The sequence below is a fragment of the Pedobacter mendelii genome (assembly GCF_014635725.1).
Taxonomy (GTDB): domain Bacteria; phylum Bacteroidota; class Bacteroidia; order Sphingobacteriales; family Sphingobacteriaceae; genus Pedobacter; species Pedobacter mendelii.
The window spans coordinates 21,998-40,998 of the sequence record NZ_BMDJ01000001.1 but is presented as its reverse complement, the minus strand read 5'-3'; the positions used below and the strand labels follow the sequence as shown (position 1 = coordinate 40,998).

Sequence of the window (19,001 nt, the reverse complement as noted above, 5' to 3'; positions counted from 1 at the left end):
ATAAGCTTTGCTAACAAAATAAAATAAATTCAGATGTTATGAGATTTACTTCAAAAATAATTTTTACAACCATATTTATTTTTGGTTGTGGTTTTGTTAAAGCTCAGGTTAAACAACTTAAGCTAGCAAGGGTAGATGAAATGGCTAATTTACCCCAGCCATTAAAAATTATAGATTGGAAATTAATGGCGCAAAATTTTGATAAAACTATTTACAACTTTAAAGCAAAGGGCGATTATTGGCCAATGGTTTGGATGGATAGCACGAATAAAAATTTCGCTCAGCCTGTAATGGGAATCTATACCGCTGTTGGCGACGTTCGGCAAGGAGCGCAGCATAACAAAGGCATGTTTCATGAAGCTTTAGCAAACATGGGTTCAGTTTTAGGTGCAACTTTAATCGGAATTGATAAAAGCAAACAAGGCAATATGAACTATGTTGCCATGCTTAAAAATTATTTCAATAGCGATACCAAATGGAATATCATGATGAATAATACCGCACCAGAAGTTGCGCTTTTGGGTGGAGGTTATGGCAGAGATTGGTGGTATGATGTTTATCCCAATCTTCTATTTTATGCCATTTGCGAAAAATATCCTAACGAAAAAGATTTCGATTGGATTGCCAAAAGCATTGCCGACAAGTTCTACAAAGCAGATTCTATTTTGAATGGCAATTACAATTATTCGTATTTTGATTATGCACAAATGAAACCGATGAAAAATCTGATTTGTGCACAACAAGATGCAGCTGCTGGCCATGCCTGGGTTTTGTATGCCGCTTATAAAAAATTTGGAGATAAGCGTTACCTCAAAGGTGCAATTAGTGCTATGACTGCTTTAGAAGCAAATAAAATAAACCCAACTTACGAATTATTAATGCCTTTTGGAGCTTATCTGGCTGCAAGAATGAATGTAGAACAAGGAACCAATTTTGATGTTGAAAAACTCTTGGGCTGGACTTTCGATGGCACTGCCGTTTGTCGTGAGGGTTGGGGCGTTTTAACAGGCAAGTGGAATGGGTATGATATTTCTGGTGTGGTTGGCAGCACGGTTGATCATGGTGGTTATGGTTTTTTAATGAATACTTTTGATGCAGCCTGGCCTTTAGTACCAATAGTGCGTTACAAACCTGCTTATGCAAATGCAATTGGTAAATGGATGTTAAATGCCGTAAATGCTTCTCGTTTTTTTTACCCTCAGTACATGCCAGCGAACAGACAAACAATTCCTCAATTTGCTGCGGTTACCAAAGGTGTTATAGCTTACGAAGGTTTTGCGAAATCTTCAACCTTTGATACGCTTTATACAGATAAAATTAGTCCGGTGGCACAAGGCGATGGACCAAAATGGGTGCCCGGGAAAAATCCTGCAGTCTCACAATTTAGTGTTTATGGAAGCGGACATGTAGGTATTTTCGGCTCAATTGTGGCAAAAACTAATGTAGATGGAATCTTAAAATTAGATGTTCTCGCAACTGATTTCTATCGAAGCAAAGCTTATCCAACATATTTAATCTACAATCCTTATCAGGAGAACAAAAGCATCATCTATAACATTAAAGGCAATAAAAAAGTAGATTTATACGACGCGATTGCACAAAAATTTATTGCTAAAAATGTTTCTGCCACAACCAAAATAATGGTTGGAAACAGAAATTCTGTGCTGATTGTTGAAACCCCATCAAGCAGTAAAATAACCACTAGCGGTAGAAATATGTTCGCAAACGGAATAGTAGTTGATTATCAAAGGAATAAATACTAAGTTTTAGGTTAGTTAACGTCACCCTGAATTTATTTCAGGGTCTTTTATGCAGGAAAGATGCTGAAATAAATTCCGCAAGACGTATCATACAAGCATTACGGCGATAAAACAGCAAAATATTAAGTTTAAGAATCGAACTCTAGTTAACATAAAATCCTCCCCCTTACCCCCTCCAGAGGGGGATACATGGTGCAGACAGCAAAGGGCAAAAAAAGATCAGCATTATTAAAGCTGCTTTTTTAGTTTACGTCACCCTGAATTTATTTCAGGGTCTTTTTTGCAGGAAAGATGCTGAAATAAATTCAGCAAGACGTATCATACAAGCATTACGGCGATAAAATAGCAAACTTACTAAGTTTAAGAATCGAACTCAATTTATTAAGTTTCGAGTAAAAAAAAGCAGCTTTCTATTAAAGAAAGCTGCTCTATAAGTTTAATATTTTAGGTTTTCTTACCTTCTACATTCTATTTTTTAATACCCAAAAATTTGCTCTAACGTTAAAGTAGTTACATTACCAAATTTTTGCATATCTTCTAATTTAACTTTTTTATCAGATGCTACAATTAAATAGGTATATGGTTTATTAGCCACTTTTTGGTCGTGGAAATTTTTGATATCGGCAAAAGTGATTGGCTTTAATGCACTGTATAAGTCAATCCTCGAATCATAATCATAGCCTAATTTTTTATCCGCAAAATAGTATTGGAAAATGCCATCTTTAGTTACTCTGTTTGATTCTAAATAGGTTAAAACGTTGGCTTTTGCACCATCGAAAGATTTATCACTTTGTGGTAAAACATTTAACAATTCATTCATTCCGTTAACTGCGTCAGTCATTTTATCAGCCTGGCTGCCAACGTAAGCAATCATGCTGTATTGTCTGTCTGCTTTATCAGGAGATTGGTAAGTAGCATAAGTGGAGTAAGCCAATGCTTTAGATTCTCTAATGGTTTGAAAAACAATAGAACCCATACCACCACCAAAATAATTATTAAACACTTCAATATTTGCCCTGTCTGTTTTGTTGTATAAGCCTGTGTTTCTCAACCAACGAATTTCAGATTGAACCATATCATAGTTGGCAAAATATATTTTGTTAGTATCCTGAACGGTATAGCTGTAAATCTTTGCAGGCGCTGCAGGTGTAAATTCTGAAGGCAATAAATGCTCTTTTTTAAGCTCAGTAGTAAAAGCTAAAACATCTTTAGGACCATAATACGTAATCACATGTTCGTAATTACTCAGGTTTTTCAAAAGATAAATTAAATCTTCTGCTTTCATGTTTTTAACATCTTCGTTAGAAAGAACGTTATTGTAAGGGTTAACACTTCCGTATTGTGCATACGATGTTAATCCAGCCATAATTTGACCTTTGTTTAATTTGTTATTTTCTCTACTTTTTAAAATTGTTGTTTTTAAATCAGCCAATGCTTTTTCGTTAGGTTTAACATTAGCAAAAATATGTTCAACCAAGCTTACTGCTTTATCAAAATTTTCTTGCAAGCCACTTATATTAATTGTTGTTACTTCTGTACCAACGTTTAGGCTATAAGTACAAGCAATATTGTAAAATGCCTTGCTAATATCTTCTGCAGTATATTTATCGGTACTTAAAAATGGCAAGTAACCAGCAGCGTAAGGCAATAATTTGTAATTGTTTGCTCCGTGGTTAAATCTGTAGGTCATTCTGAAGATAGAATTTTCTGTATTTTTGGTTGTTAAAACATCAGCAATTCCAACCTTACCAGTTGTAATATCTTTTTTGTAATCTAAAAATTTAGGTGCCATTGGTTTTGTAGGCGCATCTAAAACATTTCTTACAAAAGGAGAAGTTAAACTTCCATTTGCATTAATTGGTGTAATGGTTGGTTTTTCTACTTTTACAATGTTTTTGTCTTCACCTTTGTGCTTAAAACCAATTACATAATCATCTTTAAAATAAGTGTTTGCGAAAGCTACCACTTGCGTTTTCGTTATTTTAGCTGTTGCTTCAATTTCACTTAGGCTTTTATCCCATTTGGTTCCTCTGTTTAAAATAAACTCATTAGATAAATTTTCAGCTCTGTTATTATTGCTATCAAAAGCCTGTAAAAAACTAAGTTTTTGATTTGCTACAATGGCTTTTAAAAGTTCATCGTCAAATTTTCCTTGTTTTAAAAGGTCTATCTGCTCTAATAATAACTTAGAAACCTGCTCTAACGATTGTCCTTGACGAGGTTGTGCCGATAAATTAAACACACCATAATCTTTCATTTGTTGGTAGCTTGCGCTTGAGCGTTGCGTTTTTTGCTGCTTGTTCAAATTAATATCAATTAAGCCAGCTTTACCATTAAACAAAATGCTTTTAATTAAATTGAGCATTATGCTATTAGGTGTGTTTTCTGCATAACCACGGTAATAAATTTCTACCATTTCTGCACTTGGGCCATAAACATCAACTTTTTGAATTTTTGTTAATGGTTTTTCTGGAGCAGGATTGTAAAGTGTTACGGGTTTTGAAACCATGTAACTGAAGGTTTTATCCACCTTTTTTATCATTTCATCAGGATTAAAATCGCCTGTGAAAATTGCTGCCATATTATTTGGCACATAATACTTGTTGTAATAATTTCTTATTTCTACAAGTGATGGGTTTTTTAAATGCTCAATTGTACCGATGGTGGTTTGCTGTCCGTAGTTGTGTGTTGGAAACAACAATGCCATCATTGCTTCATCCAATTTATTTGGGTCGTTATCCAAACCTCGATTTTTCTCTTCGTAAACGGCTTCTAGTTCAGTATGAAAAATGCGGAAAATAGGTTTGCGGAAACGTTCACCCTGAATGGCTAAAAATTTATCTGTTGCGTTTGAGGGAAAGTCTTCGTTATAAACAGTTTCTTCGTACCAGGTATGTGCATTTGAAGAATTACCGCCAATACCCGACATCATTTTATCGTACTCGTTAGCGATAGAAAAATTCGATGCTTCACCAGAAGTTTTATCTATTTCCTTGTAAATTTCTTTACGCTGGGTTGCATCGGTTGTTTTGTTGTACTTTTCATAAAGTGCATCGATTTTATCGAGATAAGGTTTTTCTTTTGCCCAATCTACCGTTCCGAATTTATCGGTTCCTTTAAATAAAAGATGCTCTAAATAATGCGCTAAACCTGTCGCATTTTTTGGGTCGGTATTGCTACCCGCTCTAACACTCATGCGAAATTGAATGTTTGGCTCTTTGTTATTTGGCGATAGAATTACAGTCAGGCCATTTTTCAAGGTGTAAAAACGGGTTGAAGAAGGGTCGCTAGTTACATATTTGTAAGTGTAACCACCAGAATTGCTTGTTTTCCATTGGTAAGTTTGTGCATTAACAAACGTTCCAGTTAATAGAAAGCAAGCCAGGGTAAATAGTTTAAATTTCATTTATTTGAGTTTGGTTTATGGCAACGAAAATATAATTGTAATGAGTTGGGAACACTTACAAATACAATTCGCCAGTAATAAGTTATTTGCCCAAATATATAGGGTTTAAGTTATTGAATGAAATAATTTTTAATTCATGTTTAAAAGCGCTTTTTGACACTACATTAGTAGATTTTTTATAAAACATTATATTTTCCTTATATGCGAATCTGCGACAATTTTTAACAGATAAAATTTTAGTTTATTACAACTACAATTTTTATAATCTGTATTTTTACCGAATGACGAAGCAAAATACAAAACCCAATATTTTGGTGGTTAATGATGATGGTATAACGGCAACAGGAATTAAAAACCTGATGGAAGTTATGCAGGAATTAGGTAATGTGGTTGTAGTTGCGCCTGACAGCCCACAAAGTGGAATGGGGCATGCAATAACAATCGGCAAACCCATTCGTTTTGATAAAGTAGATTTGTATCCTGGTGTAGAAATGTACAAGTGTAGTGGAACTCCTGTAGATTGTGTTAAAATTGCTGTAAACAAAATATTTAAAGGTAAAAAGCCCGATTTATGTGTCTCTGGGATTAATCATGGTTTAAATAATTCCATCAATGTGATTTACTCAGGCACAATGTCTGCCGCTGTAGAAGGAGCAATCGAAAAAATTCCTTCAGTAGGATTTTCATTAGATGATTTTGCACAAGATGCAGATTTTACACATTGTAAAAAGTACATCAAAACCATTTGTGAACAGGTTTTAGAACATGGTTTGCCCGAAGCAACTTTGTTGAATGTAAATTTCCCGAAAGGCAATAATATAAAAGGTATTAAAATTTGCAGACAGGCAAATGCGAAATGGGCAGAAGAATTTGAAGAAAGGACTGACCCATATAAAAGACCTTATTACTGGTTAACAGGTGTTTTTCAGAATTTCGATAAAGGAGAAGATACGGACGTCTGGGCACTAGAACATAATTACGTCTCGGTTGTGCCGGTTCAGTTCGATTTAACTGCACACCATGCCATTCCAATTTTAAACGGGTGGACTTTTAACGAAGAGAAATCAGTAGGAGCGGATAAGAAAAACATTAACGCTCCTGATGGCTTAAACCTAGGCTAATTAAACGCAATGATTCATCAAATAATTAAACTTAAAGATTCTGTATGGATAGGCTTGGCGATAGGTTTAGTATTTCCGGCCATCCTTTCTATAATCGTTTTTTACATTATAAATCATGTATTTCACTTAGCAAAAGCCGATTTGTTATACATTGGTGCCATTGCTATTAATGCCTATAGCATGCAGTATTTTTTTAAACATTATAAAGAAAATATTGGCAGAGGCATATTGGCGGCAACATTTGTATGCGCTTTTGTCTTCTTCTATTATAAAGTTTTTTAAGATGGAAGTAATATGTAAGATGGAGGATGTAAGATGGAAGTAATATGTAAGATGGAAGTAATATGTAAGATGGAAAATGGTAGATGGATGATGTAACCGCTAGCTAACATGATATTTTCCATCTCCCATCCACCATCATCCATCTACCATCATCCATTTACCATTTTCCATCCACCATCTACCATCATTCATAAAGCATTAAAACATTTTCCATCAATTATGAAATACTACCTCGTAGCAGGAGAAGCATCAGGCGATTTACATGGTGCAAATTTAATGAAGGCGATAAAGGCAGAAGACAGCGGTGCTGTTTTTAGGTTTTTTGGCGGCAATAAAATGCAAGCCGAGGGTGGCCAGTTGGTAAAACATTATGCCGATATGGCGTTTATGGGTTTCACCGAAGTTTTGTTAAATCTCCAAACCATTTATAAAAATTTAAACGCCTGCAAAAACGATATCATCGATTGGAAACCCGATGTAATCATTCTGATAGATTTTCCGGGTTTTAATTTGAAAATTGCAGCATTTGCAAAAGCTAACGGGATTAAGGTTTGCTACTACATTTCGCCAAAAGTTTGGGCATGGAATCAAAAGCGAGTACTTAAAATTAAGAAGGTTGTAGATCATATGTTCTGCATTTTACCCTTTGAAGTCGATTTTTACAAGGAATGGGGAATGAAGGTTGATTATGTAGGTAATCCTCTTTTAGATGAAATTGCTCAATTCAAGCCCGACTCTAAGTTTAGGGAAAATAATCGTTTTGGGGAAGGTAAAATCATTGCTTTATTGCCCGGAAGCAGAAAGCAGGAAATAGAACGATTATTGCCCGTAATGTTGAGTATCACAGATAATTATCCGGACTGCGAATTTGCAATTGCTGCAGCACCTACCTTTAGCGAAAACTATTACTATCAATTTATTGGCGATAAAAAGGTTAAGCTTTTATTTGACAACACCTACAATTTGCTCCATAATGCTCATGCTGCTATTGTTGCATCAGGTACGGCTACATTAGAAACGGCATTGTTTAAGGTTCCTCAAGTTGTTGTTTACAAAGGCGGTGCAATTTCAATTGCCATTGCCAGGATGTTGGTTAAAATAAAATTTATCTCTTTGGTAAACCTTATCGTAAATAAAAAGATAGTTACCGAACTTATTCAAGAAGAATGCAGTACGGACAAAGTAAATTCGGAGTTGGCTTTAATTGTAGATGGCAAAAGCCGAGTTGAAATGTTAACCAACTATGATGCATTGCTTTCCCTTATGGGAACGCCAGGAGCATCGGCAAAAACGGCAAAACTTATACTGAATTATTTAAAAGCCTAAATCATAAATATGGGAGAAATGGAGTGGTATCTTAAATCTCGTTTTTTTGGTTAGTTTTGGCTTTGTTCATAATTAATCAATCTGTACGATGAAAGCCCTCTCCATTAAAGATATTGCCATTAAAGCAAATGTTTCTATTACAACAGTTTCCTTTATTATTAATGGTAAAGCTAAAGAGAAATCTATTAGTGAGGCTGTAATTGAGAAGGTAGAAAAAATTATAAAAGAAAGTGGTTATAAACCCAATCAGATTGCCAGAAGTTTAAGGACAGGAAATTCTAACATCATCGGTTTAATAGTAGAAGATATTTCTAATTCCTTTTTCGCTAAAATAGCTAGGTTGATAGAAGATAAAGCTTACAAAAGAGGCTATAAAATCATCTATTCAAGCACAGAAAATAGCGTTGAGAAAGCTCAGGAACTGATAAATATGTTTAAAACGCGTAAAGTTGATGCTTATATCATTTCGCCAATTAAAGGTATTGAAGAAGATATTCGAATGCTGTTGAGCGATGATAAACCGGTTATTTTGTTTGACAGAAATTTGGCTGATGTAAATGTGAATTATGTTGGAGCCAATCATTTTAATGCATCATACCAATCCATAGAAAGTTTTGTAGAACAAGGCAAGAAGAATATTGCCTTAGTTACTACAGATATTGATGTAGAACAAATTACCGAACGTTTTGATGGTTACAAGAAAGCCTTGCTAGATAGTGGTTTGGCTTACAGCGAAGAATTGGTACTGAAAATTCATTTCAATCAGGATGAAGAAACAACCATAAACCAAATTAAAAATTTATTTAATAATCAAAAAATAGATGCAGTTCTTTTTGCAACCAATTACTTAGCTATAAGCGGATTAAAAGTATTGAAACAAATAAAGAAGGAAATAGGTTCCGAATTTTCTGTTATCGCATACGATGATCACGAAGCTTTCGAATTGCATACTCCAGGCATATCAACCATACAGCAACCATTAGAAGATATTGCCGAAACGGTTATTAAGCTGTTATTAAATCAGTTATCATCTAAAACTAAACTTCCTAATCAGCAGGTTATTATTCCAGCTAAACTTATTATCAGAGATTAACATTATAAATAAGTTCTCTTGGTGTAACGTTATTTTTACAACTAAATCGTTTTATTAAATAAAAATATTATCTATCATTGGTGTAGTAAAACGTTTTACTATAACCAAATTTATTTATGAGACTTTCGCAGTACCCTAGCTGTATGTTATGTAGATATTTTATTCATCTACAAGTATCTGCCAAATCTTTGCGTACAACGAGGAAACCAACAAATCATTTCTAAAAAATATAGTTGAAAGTGATAAACTTTTGTCATTTAGTAAATCGATTTAAATGTTATCAGAGCATTTAAATGGTATAAAATAAGAGTAACAGAAAATATATTATAACTAATCAATTTAAAATTTAACAAAACCGCTAATGAAAATTAATTTACTCAAAATTACGGGGCTATCTGCTGCAATTATATTGCTAAATGGTCCTGCGTTTTCAATGAATTCGGAGTGGGAAGGGGCGAGTGGATTCTTGAAGGGGAACAAGCTGTGGCAGCAAGTTCAAACGCAAAAAATTATTACTGGAACGGTGGTTGATGATAAGAACTCTCCAGCACCGGGTGTTAGTATCAAAAATCAAACTTCTAGTAAAACAACAGTTACTGATGGGAATGGAAAGTTCAGTATTGAAGCAAATGTGGGCGATGTTCTATCGTTTGTATTCATCGGCTACGAAGAACAAAAAGTTACAATTGGTTCAAACAATACGGTTAGTGTTAAGCTTGCACTTTCTGCAGGTACTCAATTAGAAGAGGTTACAGTAGCGGTAGGTTACGGTACTCAATTGCAACGAGAAGTTACTTCTGCAGTTGCTCATGTTGGTGCTGAAGATTTCAGACAAAGTGGATCCAGAAATGCTCTTGACCTTATTCAGGGTAAAGTTGCTGGTTTAAATATCACTCGAAGTGGTTCTAACCCAAATTCTGCGGTAGGTGTTCAGCTACGTGGAGTTGTATCTGTTACAGGTAGTACGAGCCCTTTATTTGTTATTGATGGAATTCCTGGTGGTAATCCGGATTTATTACAACAAGACGATATAGAATCTATTGATGTTTTAAAAGATGGTTCAGCCGCGGCAATTTATGGTTCTAGTGCGAATGCAGGCGTTATCTTAATCACAACTAAAAAAGGTAAGTCTGGTCCGCCTCAATTTAACTATTCGGGCTATGCTAGGAAAGAGTATTACAATCAGTTTTTAGATTTCTTGTCACCAGAAGAGTATAAAGCAAGAATTGCTTCAGGAGAAATTAAACAACAAAATTTTGGTAGTGAAACCGATTTTGTTGATCAATTAATAAATCGTGATAACTTATCTCAAAACCACAATTTAAATTTTAGTGGTGGTACAGATAAAACGAGCTATAGAGCAAGTATAAACTATCGTGATTTGCAAGGAATTGCAAAAGAAAATGGGCGTGAAGAATACACATTAAGATTTAACATTAACCAAACTGGTTTAGACGATAGGTTGAAAATTCAAGCCAATTTAGTTACAAATTTTAACAGAGCCAATTTATTAGGTGGTGGTGGTTGGGAAAGTGAACAAACCAAAAACCCTACGCTGTCTAACTTTAATCCAGATGGTACTTATCGTTTTGATTTAACAAGTACAAATGAATATGCCCGATTATTCCAAGAAACATCATATCGTAAACAGCAAACCAGTTCTGCTGACGTTAAAGTTGATTTGGATATTGTTAAAGGTTTAAAGGCTTCCATTTTTGGATCAGTTACAAGAGATAATGGATTTGATGGTGCTTACCGAGTTAAAGCCAGTGAAAATTCAATTGAAAATACTGACTTCCCTGGTGGTGGTTATGCTGGTAAATCTGATTTTTTAACCCAGAATTGGGCTTTAGAACCTACTTTACAATACAATACTACAATAGCATCAAAACATAATGTAACAGCATTGGTAGGTTATAGCTACCGATATGGTATGAGTGAAAGTTTATCAGCAAGTAATCGTGGATTTATAAACGATTTATTTAATGAAGATAATTTAAGTCAAGGTACTGCCTTAAGCTTAGGTAAAGCATCAATTGGAAGTGCAAAAAGTGATAACACACTAATTGCTTTCTTTGGACGTGTTAACTATAGCTTCGATGGTAAGTATTTATTAACAGCGACGTTAAGAAGAGAGGGTTCATCTCGTTTCGGAGATAATAACAAATGGGGTAATTTCCCAGCTGTTTCAGGTGCGTGGAATATTACTCAAGAAAGCTTTATGAAAAGTATTACCTGGGTTAATAACTTAAAGTTAAGAGCAGGTTACGGTGAAACGGGAAATAGTGGTTTTGCTAATAACGCTTCAAGGGTTACGCTTGGTGGCGGTGGTAGGTATTTATTTCCTGATGGTCAGTACTTAGAAACTTATGGACCAAACAGAAATCCTAACCCAAACCTGAAATGGGAAACTAAAATGGAAACAAATATTGGTTTAGAATTTAGTTTATTCAAAAATAAATTATCGGGTACTTTAGATTTGTTTAAACGTACTACAAAAGATTTATTAGATACCTATACTTCTCCTCAACCTCCATTTGTTCAAAGTTCTATCTACACTAACGTAGGTACCATTTCTTCAAAAGGTATAGAATTGGCTTTAAGTTACGCAGCTTATAATACTGATAATTTTAGCTGGAATATTGATGCGACAGCAAGTACGTTAAGTAATAAACTAGATTCTTATTCAAACGATGAGTACAAAGTTCTATTTAAAACTTTTGGTGGAATTGGTGGAGCTGGTGCATTAGGTGATGCTATTGTTACCTATGAAGGTGGTAATTTAGGGGAGTTCTGGGGAAAGAAATTTGCTGGATTTACACCAGATGGTAAATGGTTGTTTTACAATAGAGCCGGACAAGCTGTACCAAATGCTCAAATTAACAACTCCAGAGATAAAAACGTAACTGATTTGCAAAGAATAGGTAATGCAATTCCTAAGTATTACGCTTCATTAAGCAACAATTTCAGATATAAACAATTTGATATGAGGGTATTTTTAAGAGGTAAATTTGATTACGACATTTTAAACAGAAATACGCTTTCTTACGCGAACAAAACCTGGTCTGGTAATTTATTAAGCAGTACTTTCGACAAATACAGCCAGATAAATGATACTTACCAGTATTCTGACTACTATTTAGAAAGAGGAACTTTTGTAAAATTAGATGAGGTTACCCTTGGTTATAACTTCAAATTAAAAACCAAATTGATAAGAAATATGCGTATTTACGCTACTGGTCAGAATTTAGCAACTATTACCGGATATACAGGTAGCGACCCCGATTTTGTTAATGATAATGGTACAGGTCCTGGTGTAGATAATAGTGGTGCCTATCCAAGTACTCGTTCTTTCTTATTTGGATTAAATATTGGATTTTAAAGATTAATAAAATGAAAAATAAATCAATTATATATACTTTACTTGCAGGTGTATTATGCCTTATTAATGCATGTACCAAGTTAGATGAAAATGCTTACAACGAGCTATTAACAGATAACTTTTATAACAACAAATCAGAGGTTTTATCAGCAGTTTTAAGACCATATACCCATGCGAATGCCTGGGTTACACCATCCGGGCAGGATGGTTGGTGGCGCCTGGCTGAGATGTCTGGAGATCAGTTGGCGTGGCCTACAAAAGGTCGCCATGGGGAAGATGGAGGTAAATGGAAAAGATTACATTATCATACCTGGACAACAGATGAAGGCGGAATTAACAATGCATGGTCTTTAATGTTTTGGGGTATGGGTTTATGTAATGACCCTATTGAAAACATTGAGAAACGCGAAATTTCTTCAATGGGTATTACCCAGGTAGAAAAAGATGCTTTTATTTCAGAATTAAAACTTTTAAGAGCATTCCATTATTTAAAATTGATGGATTTATTTGGTAACATTCCAATCGTTACTCAAGTTGGTGTTCCGGCCAAGCCAGAAACAAAATCTCGTAAGGATGTTTTTAATTTTATCGAATCAGAAATAAAATCAAACATTGATAAAGCTCCTAAATTATCTCGTAGCCAGCTTGGTCGTATGAGTCAGGCTGGTGCTTATGCAATGTTGGTAGAATTGTATTTAAATGCAGAAGTTTGGACAGGTACAGCACGTTGGGATGATTGTATTGCTGCTGCTAATAAATTAATTGCTGGTGATGGCGGTGCTCAAAATGGTGCAATGGCTTTAGATCCAAATATCACAGATCAGTTCAAAACAACTAATGATTTATCAAAAGAGGTTATTTTTTCTATTGCATACAATTATTCAGTAGCAAATTTCCAGCCTTCTTGGCCAGGAGAATTTTATCACTTTAAACAACAACAAATTTATGGTGGTGGTAGAAATGGTAACGATGGTATTGTACTTATACCAGGTGTATTTACTACCTACGAAAATGAAGATTTAAGAAAACGCGAATGGTTATTAGAAGGTCCAATGTTTCAGTTTGTAGCACCGACTCAGCCAGTATTAGCGTCTGAAGAATACAATGGTTCTCAACTTATTTTTGTTGATAATATTCGTAAAAACAAAACAAATTCTACGGTTTCTAACATGAGTGAAGGCGAAGAAAACAGCGGTGTTCGTTTTAATAAATATAAACTTGGTAACCAGTTTGCTGGTCCTGGTGGAATTCCTGCAATTGATGCAAATTACAATAATGGTGATTGGAACATCTACAGATTAACTATGATTTATTTTGCTAAAGCGGAAGCAATTATGCGTAAGAACGGAAATGTTGCTAACGCAGAGGCAGTTCAATTGATTAATGATTGCAAAAAACGTGCTTATACTGCTACTAATTTTGCAACAAGAGCATACACACCCGCTACTTTAACTATGGATGAACTTCTTGCAGAAAGAGGTAGAGAATTCATTTTTGAAGGTATGAGAAGAGATGATTTAATTCGCTTTGGTAAATTTGCTACAGCTTCATGGTGGGATCATACTCCATCGGCTGCTAATAAAGCATTATATCCAATCCCTCAAAGACAAAGAGATTTAAACGGTAATTTAACCCAAAATCCTGGTTATAATTAATTAACACTTTTAATAAAAAAGGTGCTCAATACGAGCACCTTTTTTATTTCTCAAAACCATTTGTAACTCACAAATTACAACATGTAGCATTTTCCTACACCCATTTTTGCTAATATTGAATATTGGTAAATCGTTTTACCAATCGAAACCAAACTAAACCAAAAGCCTAAGCTTCAAATCATTATTTATGAAAAAATATTACTCATTTCTAATATTAAGCTTCCTCACCACATTTCAGCTTTATGCTCAGGATAAAGCCCCTGCATATCCGCTCATTACACATGATACATACTTTAGCATCTGGTCTTTCGGAGATGAACTAAATCAATCTGTTACAAAACATTGGACAGGTAAAAATCAATCTTTAACCGGCGTTTTAAAAGTAGATGATAAGTTTTACCGTTTTTTAGGTGCTGAATCAAAAGAATACAAAACCATACTTCCAGAAGCTGATGAAGCAGCTTACCAGGCAAATTATACATTTGATAAGCCGGTTGAAAATTGGGCGAATATTGCATTTAATGATGCCAATTGGCAAAAAGGAACAGCGCCATTTGGCGATGATAAATCGGCTAAAACCAAGTGGGATAGCAACGATTTATATTACAGAAGAAAATTCTCTCTCGCTAAATCATCTGCGATAAAAAAATATTTAAAGCTTAACCACGATGATGATGTTGATGTAACCATAAATGGTAAATCAATTTATAAAAAAACAGGTTGGGTACACGAGTACATTTACATTCCTATTGAAGAAGGAGTTTTAAAAGCCGGCGAAAACTTGTTGGCCATTCATGTAAAAAACACCGCTGGTGGAAGATACCTGGATGCCGGAATCGTCGAAGAAGTTCCACAGAAATCACCTGTTGGTTTAGCTAAACAAAACCATGTAAAGGTTGAAGCCACATCTACCAAATACAATTTCACCTGTGGTGAAGTGGATTTGGATGTTACGTTTACGTCTCCTTTGCTATTAACTGATATCAAACTTACCGCCAGGCCAATCAGCTACATCAGCTATGCAGTAAAATCTAAAGATGGTAAAGCACATCAAGTTGATTTGTACTTTAGTGCATCAACTAATATCGCTGTAAATACACCAGATCAGGAAGTTACAGCCAGGAAAAGCAAAGCAAGTAATCTGTCTATTTTAAGCGCCGGAACAGCAGAACAACCAGTTTTGCAGAAAAAGGGTGACGATGTAAGAATAGACTGGGGATATTTGTACGTTGCTGTTCCTGAGAAATTTAAAGCAACTCAATATATTACAAAGCAAACCGAAAGTTTGGCTGGTTTTTTAAATGGAAAATATGCCAAAACTGCTGATGCTGCGAATGGAAAAGAACTAAACCTTACAAGTATTATACCTTTTGGCTCTGTTACATCAAATCCAGTAGAAAAATATTTAATGATGGGTTATGATGATCTTAAATCTGTTGAATATTTTGGAACACAATTGCTTCCCATGTGGAAAAAATCTGGTGAGCAGTTTGAAATACAATTGGTAAATGCAGATAGAGATTACTTAGCCATTATAAAAAAATGCAGCGAATTTAATTCTCAACTATATGCTGATGCGGAGAAAGCTGGTGGTAAAGAATATGCAGAACTATGTGAATTAGCTTATCGCCAAAGTATTGCCGCCCATAAAATTGCTTATGCACCAAATGGCGATATTTTATTTCTATCTAAAGAAAACTTTAGTGGCGGTTTTATCAATACGGTAGATGTTACCTATCCATCTGCACCAGAATATTTAATCTATAATCCTGAATTATTAACGGGTATGCTGAACGGAATTTTCTATTACTCTGAAAGTGGTAAATGGAAAAAACCTTATCCGGCGCACGATTTGGGAACTTATCCTTTTGCAAATGGCCAAACTTATGGCGAAGATATGCCGGTTGAAGAAGCCGGAAACATGATTATTTTAACTGCTGCAATTGCTAAAGCGCAAGGCAATGCAAAATATGCCGAAAAACATTGGCCTATAATGTCCATCTGGGCAGATTATTTATCTAAAGAAGGATTTGACCCAGCCAACCAATTGTGTACCGATGATTTTGCTGGTCATCTTGCCAGAAATGCAAATTTATCTGTAAAAGCGATTGTGGCACTTGGTGCTTATGCACAATTGGCACAACAACTTGGTAAAACAGATGAAGCTTCGAAGTATAGAAATATTGCTTTAGATATGGCGAAAAAGTGGCAGCAAATGGCAAACGATGGTGATCATTTTGCCTTAACCTTTAATGATAAAAATACCTGGAGCCAGAAATACAACTTGGTTTGGGATAAACTGTTAGGCCTAAAACTTTTCCCTGAATCGGTTTATAAAAAGGAAATTAATTATTACTTAACCAAGCAAAATGCTTTTGGTTTACCATTGGATAGTCGTAAAACTTATACCAAATCTGATTGGATTATGTGGACGGCAACGCTTGCAGATAATCAGGCTGATTTTCAAAAGTTTGTTAAGCCGATTTACAAGTTTGCAAATGAAACCGAAAGCCGAGTACCACTTAACGATTGGCATGAAACAACAACTGGTGCTAAAGTTGGTTTTCAGGCAAGGAGTGTAGTTGGTGGATATTTTATAAAGTTATTGGCTGATAAGTGGGGTGTTAAAAATTAAAGTCAGCCCGTTAAATGGAATTTAAAAATACCTTCATTGTTGTTTTCTGCATGCTGAGCATTAATGTGTTTGCACAACAAACAGATTTGGTTCAGTATGTTAATACTTTGCAGGGTACGAATTCTAAGCATGAATTAACCCGAGGAAATACTTATCCAACAACAGCATTACCTTTTGGAATGCACACCTGGACACCACAAACCGGAAAAAATGGTGATGGCTGGAAGTATCAATATTTTAAATATGCAATTCGTGGTTTTCAGCAAGCGCATCAATGCAGCTCGTGGACTCGCGATTACGCGGTTTTTTCTTTGATGCCCATGATAGACAATCTAATTGTTGATGAAAACCTGCGTGAAGCTAAGTTTAGCCATACAAACGAAATTGCCAAGCCAAATTACTATAAAGTAAAGTTCGATAATCAGATAACAACCGAGATTTCTCCTTCAGAACGTGGTGCACACATTCGTTTCTCTTATCCGAAAGGGAAAAAAAGCTACCTGGTTTTAGATGGATATATCCGCACCAGCGGCGTTAAAATTTATCCCAAGGACAATAAAATTACAGGTTATGTAAGTAACGGACAAGAATTTAAAAAAGAATGGAAAAGCTATTTTGTTATTCAATTCGATAAGCCGATAAAATCCTACGGAACCTGGGAAAATAAAAAAAATGTAGTTAATGCAGATTCTGTAGTTGCGGAAGGATTGGGCAAAGGTGCTTATGTCGAATTTAAAGCAGGTACAAATGTTCAGGTAAAAACTGCATCATCTTATATCAGTTTAGAACAAGCAGAACTAAATTTAAAAAACGAATTAGGTAACGACAAGACTTTAGAACAAACGAAAACTAAAGCTGCTGCAGTTTGGAATAAATCTTTAGGTAAAATCTTAGTTGAAGGCGGATCTCAAGCAGATAAAGAGACTTTTTATTCGTGTTTTTTCAGAGCCAGTCTTTTCTCCAGAAAATTTTATGAGTTAAATGCTGAAGGAAAACCTTATTATTTTAGTCCTTACGATGGCAAAGTTCATCCAGGATATATGTTTACGGATACCGGTTTTTGGGATACATTTCGGGCGCAATTTCCGCTAAACACATTGGTACAGCCAGAAATGCATGGGCAATATATGCAGGCGATGTTAGATGCTTACAAACAATGCGGCTGGTTGCCATCATGGTCTTTCCCTAGTGAAGCAGGAAGTATGATTGGTAATCATGCAATTTCTCTTTTTGCAGATGCATGGGCAAAAGGCATCAAAACTTTCGATCCAAAAGAAGCATTAGAAGCTTACCTTCACGAAGTAACAAATAAGGGGCCATGGGGACCAGCAAATGGCAGAGATGGTTTTAAAGAATACAATGAAATGGGTTATGTTCCTTACCCGAAATATCGTGAAGCTACTGCCAAAACTTTAGAATATGCTTACGATGACTACTGTGCATATCAATTGGCAAAAATGACCGGGAATAAAAAATACATCGATATTTTTGAAGGTAAAATGTACAATTATCGAAACGTGTATGATGCCTCATCAAGATTTATGCGAGGTAAAGATCTTAAAGGACAATGGTCGCCAAATTTTGACCCAATAGAATGGGGCGGACCATTTACCGAGGGGAATGCATGGCATTGGCAATGGTCGGTTTTTCAAGATACCAAAGGTTTGATTAATTTAATGGGTGGGAATAAAAACTTTGTAGCGAAACTGGATTCAGTTTTCACTGAGCCGAATAAAGTTAAAGTTGGAACTTATGGCGGTATGATTCACGAAATGACCGAAATGGTTATGGCAAATTTAGGGCAATACGCTCATGGAAATCAACCCATTCAACACATGATTTACCTGTACAATTACGCAAACGAACCATGGAAAGCTCAGTTTCATGCCCGCGAAGTCATGACAAAATTATACAACGCTACAGAAAACGGCTATCCAGGTGATGAAGACCAGGGACAAACCTCATCTTGGTACGTTCTTAGCGCATTAGGTTTCTACAGTGTAACACCTGGAAGTGGCGAATATGTTTTCGGCAGTCCGATGTTTAATAAAATAACAATTAATTTAGTCGGTTCAAGAAAATTTGTAATAGAAGCTTCATCGAACAGCCCGAAAAATATTTATATAAAGTCGGCAACTTTGAACGGAAATAACTATACTCGCAACTTTTTATCGCATAGCGATATTGTTAAAGGTGGTACGCTTAAATTTGAAATGGATAGCAAGCCAAATTTTAGTAGAGGACAATTAGAAGGAGATAAACCATTTTCTTTAAGCAAATAAATGCAATGCCTGAAGTGATTTTGGGATATTGCGGGGGAGTAATTATTAAGACAAGATAG

The 19,001-nt window shown here is 35.3% G+C and carries 10 protein-coding genes; 9 read left to right on the top strand and 1 reads right to left on the bottom strand.

The window, feature by feature from the left end:
- Nucleotides 1-38 precede the first annotated feature (38 nt).
- Entirely contained in the window at nucleotides 39-1,763 is a 1,725-nt protein-coding gene (locus tag IEV50_RS00150) for a hypothetical protein (protein WP_188411189.1), read from the top strand.
- Nucleotides 1,764-2,235: 472 nt separating this feature from the next.
- Here IEV50_RS00150 and IEV50_RS00145 read toward each other — a convergent pair whose 3' ends face one another.
- Nucleotides 2,236-5,166, bottom strand: coding sequence for a M16 family metallopeptidase (locus IEV50_RS00145; RefSeq protein ID WP_188411188.1), 2,931 nt, complete (start codon nucleotides 5,164-5,166; stop codon nucleotides 2,236-2,238).
- A gap of 281 nt (nucleotides 5,167-5,447) precedes the next feature.
- Between IEV50_RS00145 and surE the strand changes: the two genes are divergently transcribed.
- The 8 genes from surE (at nucleotide 5,448) to IEV50_RS00105 (ending at nucleotide 18,942) form a co-directional block, all read left to right on the top strand.
- A complete protein-coding gene (surE, locus tag IEV50_RS00140) occupies nucleotides 5,448-6,287 on the top strand; it encodes a 5'/3'-nucleotidase SurE (protein ID WP_188411187.1) in 840 nt (279 codons plus the stop codon).
- 9 nt (nucleotides 6,288-6,296) lie between these two features.
- Nucleotides 6,297-6,569: a stationary phase survival protein SurE gene (locus tag IEV50_RS00135; RefSeq protein WP_188411186.1), complete on the top strand. Its 273-nt coding sequence runs from the start codon at nucleotides 6,297-6,299 to the stop codon at nucleotides 6,567-6,569.
- A 219-nt stretch (nucleotides 6,570-6,788) separates the two neighbouring features.
- Complete coding sequence (gene lpxB / locus IEV50_RS00130; protein ID WP_188411845.1) at nucleotides 6,789-7,895, top strand: lipid-A-disaccharide synthase; 1,107 nt, start codon at nucleotides 6,789-6,791, stop codon at nucleotides 7,893-7,895.
- An 88-nt stretch (nucleotides 7,896-7,983) separates the two neighbouring features.
- Nucleotides 7,984-8,988 carry a LacI family DNA-binding transcriptional regulator gene (locus tag IEV50_RS00125; RefSeq protein WP_188411185.1) on the top strand — a complete coding sequence of 335 codons (1,005 nt, stop codon included), beginning with the start codon at nucleotides 7,984-7,986 and terminating at the stop codon, nucleotides 8,986-8,988.
- Nucleotides 8,989-9,349: 361 nt separating this feature from the next.
- On the top strand, nucleotides 9,350-12,370 hold the full coding sequence (locus IEV50_RS00120; RefSeq protein ID WP_229746561.1) for a SusC/RagA family TonB-linked outer membrane protein: 3,021 nt from the start codon (nucleotides 9,350-9,352) through the stop codon (nucleotides 12,368-12,370).
- An 11-nt stretch (nucleotides 12,371-12,381) separates the two neighbouring features.
- Nucleotides 12,382-14,025, top strand: a complete 1,644-nt coding sequence (locus IEV50_RS00115) for a RagB/SusD family nutrient uptake outer membrane protein (RefSeq protein ID WP_188411184.1) — start codon at nucleotides 12,382-12,384, stop codon at nucleotides 14,023-14,025.
- Between the two features lie 187 nt (nucleotides 14,026-14,212).
- On the top strand, nucleotides 14,213-16,660 hold the full coding sequence (locus IEV50_RS00110) for a glutaminase family protein (RefSeq protein WP_188411183.1): 2,448 nt from the start codon (nucleotides 14,213-14,215) through the stop codon (nucleotides 16,658-16,660).
- Between the two features lie 14 nt (nucleotides 16,661-16,674).
- On the top strand, nucleotides 16,675-18,942 hold the full coding sequence (locus tag IEV50_RS00105; RefSeq protein WP_188411181.1) for a GH92 family glycosyl hydrolase: 2,268 nt from the start codon (nucleotides 16,675-16,677) through the stop codon (nucleotides 18,940-18,942).
- Nucleotides 18,943-19,001 lie beyond the last annotated feature (59 nt).

What these genes read in the sequence shown, in the direction of transcription:
- IEV50_RS00125 (WP_188411185.1), top strand. Translation starts at nt 7,984, where the DNA reads ATGAAAGCCCTCTCCATTAAAGATATTGCCATTAAAGCAAATGTTTCT.
- IEV50_RS00105 (WP_188411181.1), top strand. Translation starts at nt 16,675, where the DNA reads ATGGAATTTAAAAATACCTTCATTGTTGTTTTCTGCATGCTGAGCATT.
- IEV50_RS00135 (WP_188411186.1), top strand. Translation starts at nt 6,297, where the DNA reads ATGATTCATCAAATAATTAAACTTAAAGATTCTGTATGGATAGGCTTG.
- IEV50_RS00115 (WP_188411184.1), top strand. Translation starts at nt 12,382, where the DNA reads ATGAAAAATAAATCAATTATATATACTTTACTTGCAGGTGTATTATGC.
- IEV50_RS00145 (WP_188411188.1), bottom strand. Translation starts at nt 5,166, where the DNA reads ATGAAATTTAAACTATTTACCCTGGCTTGCTTTCTATTAACTGGAACG.
- IEV50_RS00120 (WP_229746561.1), top strand. Translation starts at nt 9,350, where the DNA reads ATGAAAATTAATTTACTCAAAATTACGGGGCTATCTGCTGCAATTATA.
- IEV50_RS00110 (WP_188411183.1), top strand. Translation starts at nt 14,213, where the DNA reads ATGAAAAAATATTACTCATTTCTAATATTAAGCTTCCTCACCACATTT.
- lpxB (WP_188411845.1), top strand. Translation starts at nt 6,789, where the DNA reads ATGAAATACTACCTCGTAGCAGGAGAAGCATCAGGCGATTTACATGGT.
- IEV50_RS00150 (WP_188411189.1), top strand. Translation starts at nt 39, where the DNA reads ATGAGATTTACTTCAAAAATAATTTTTACAACCATATTTATTTTTGGT.
- surE (WP_188411187.1), top strand. Translation starts at nt 5,448, where the DNA reads ATGACGAAGCAAAATACAAAACCCAATATTTTGGTGGTTAATGATGAT.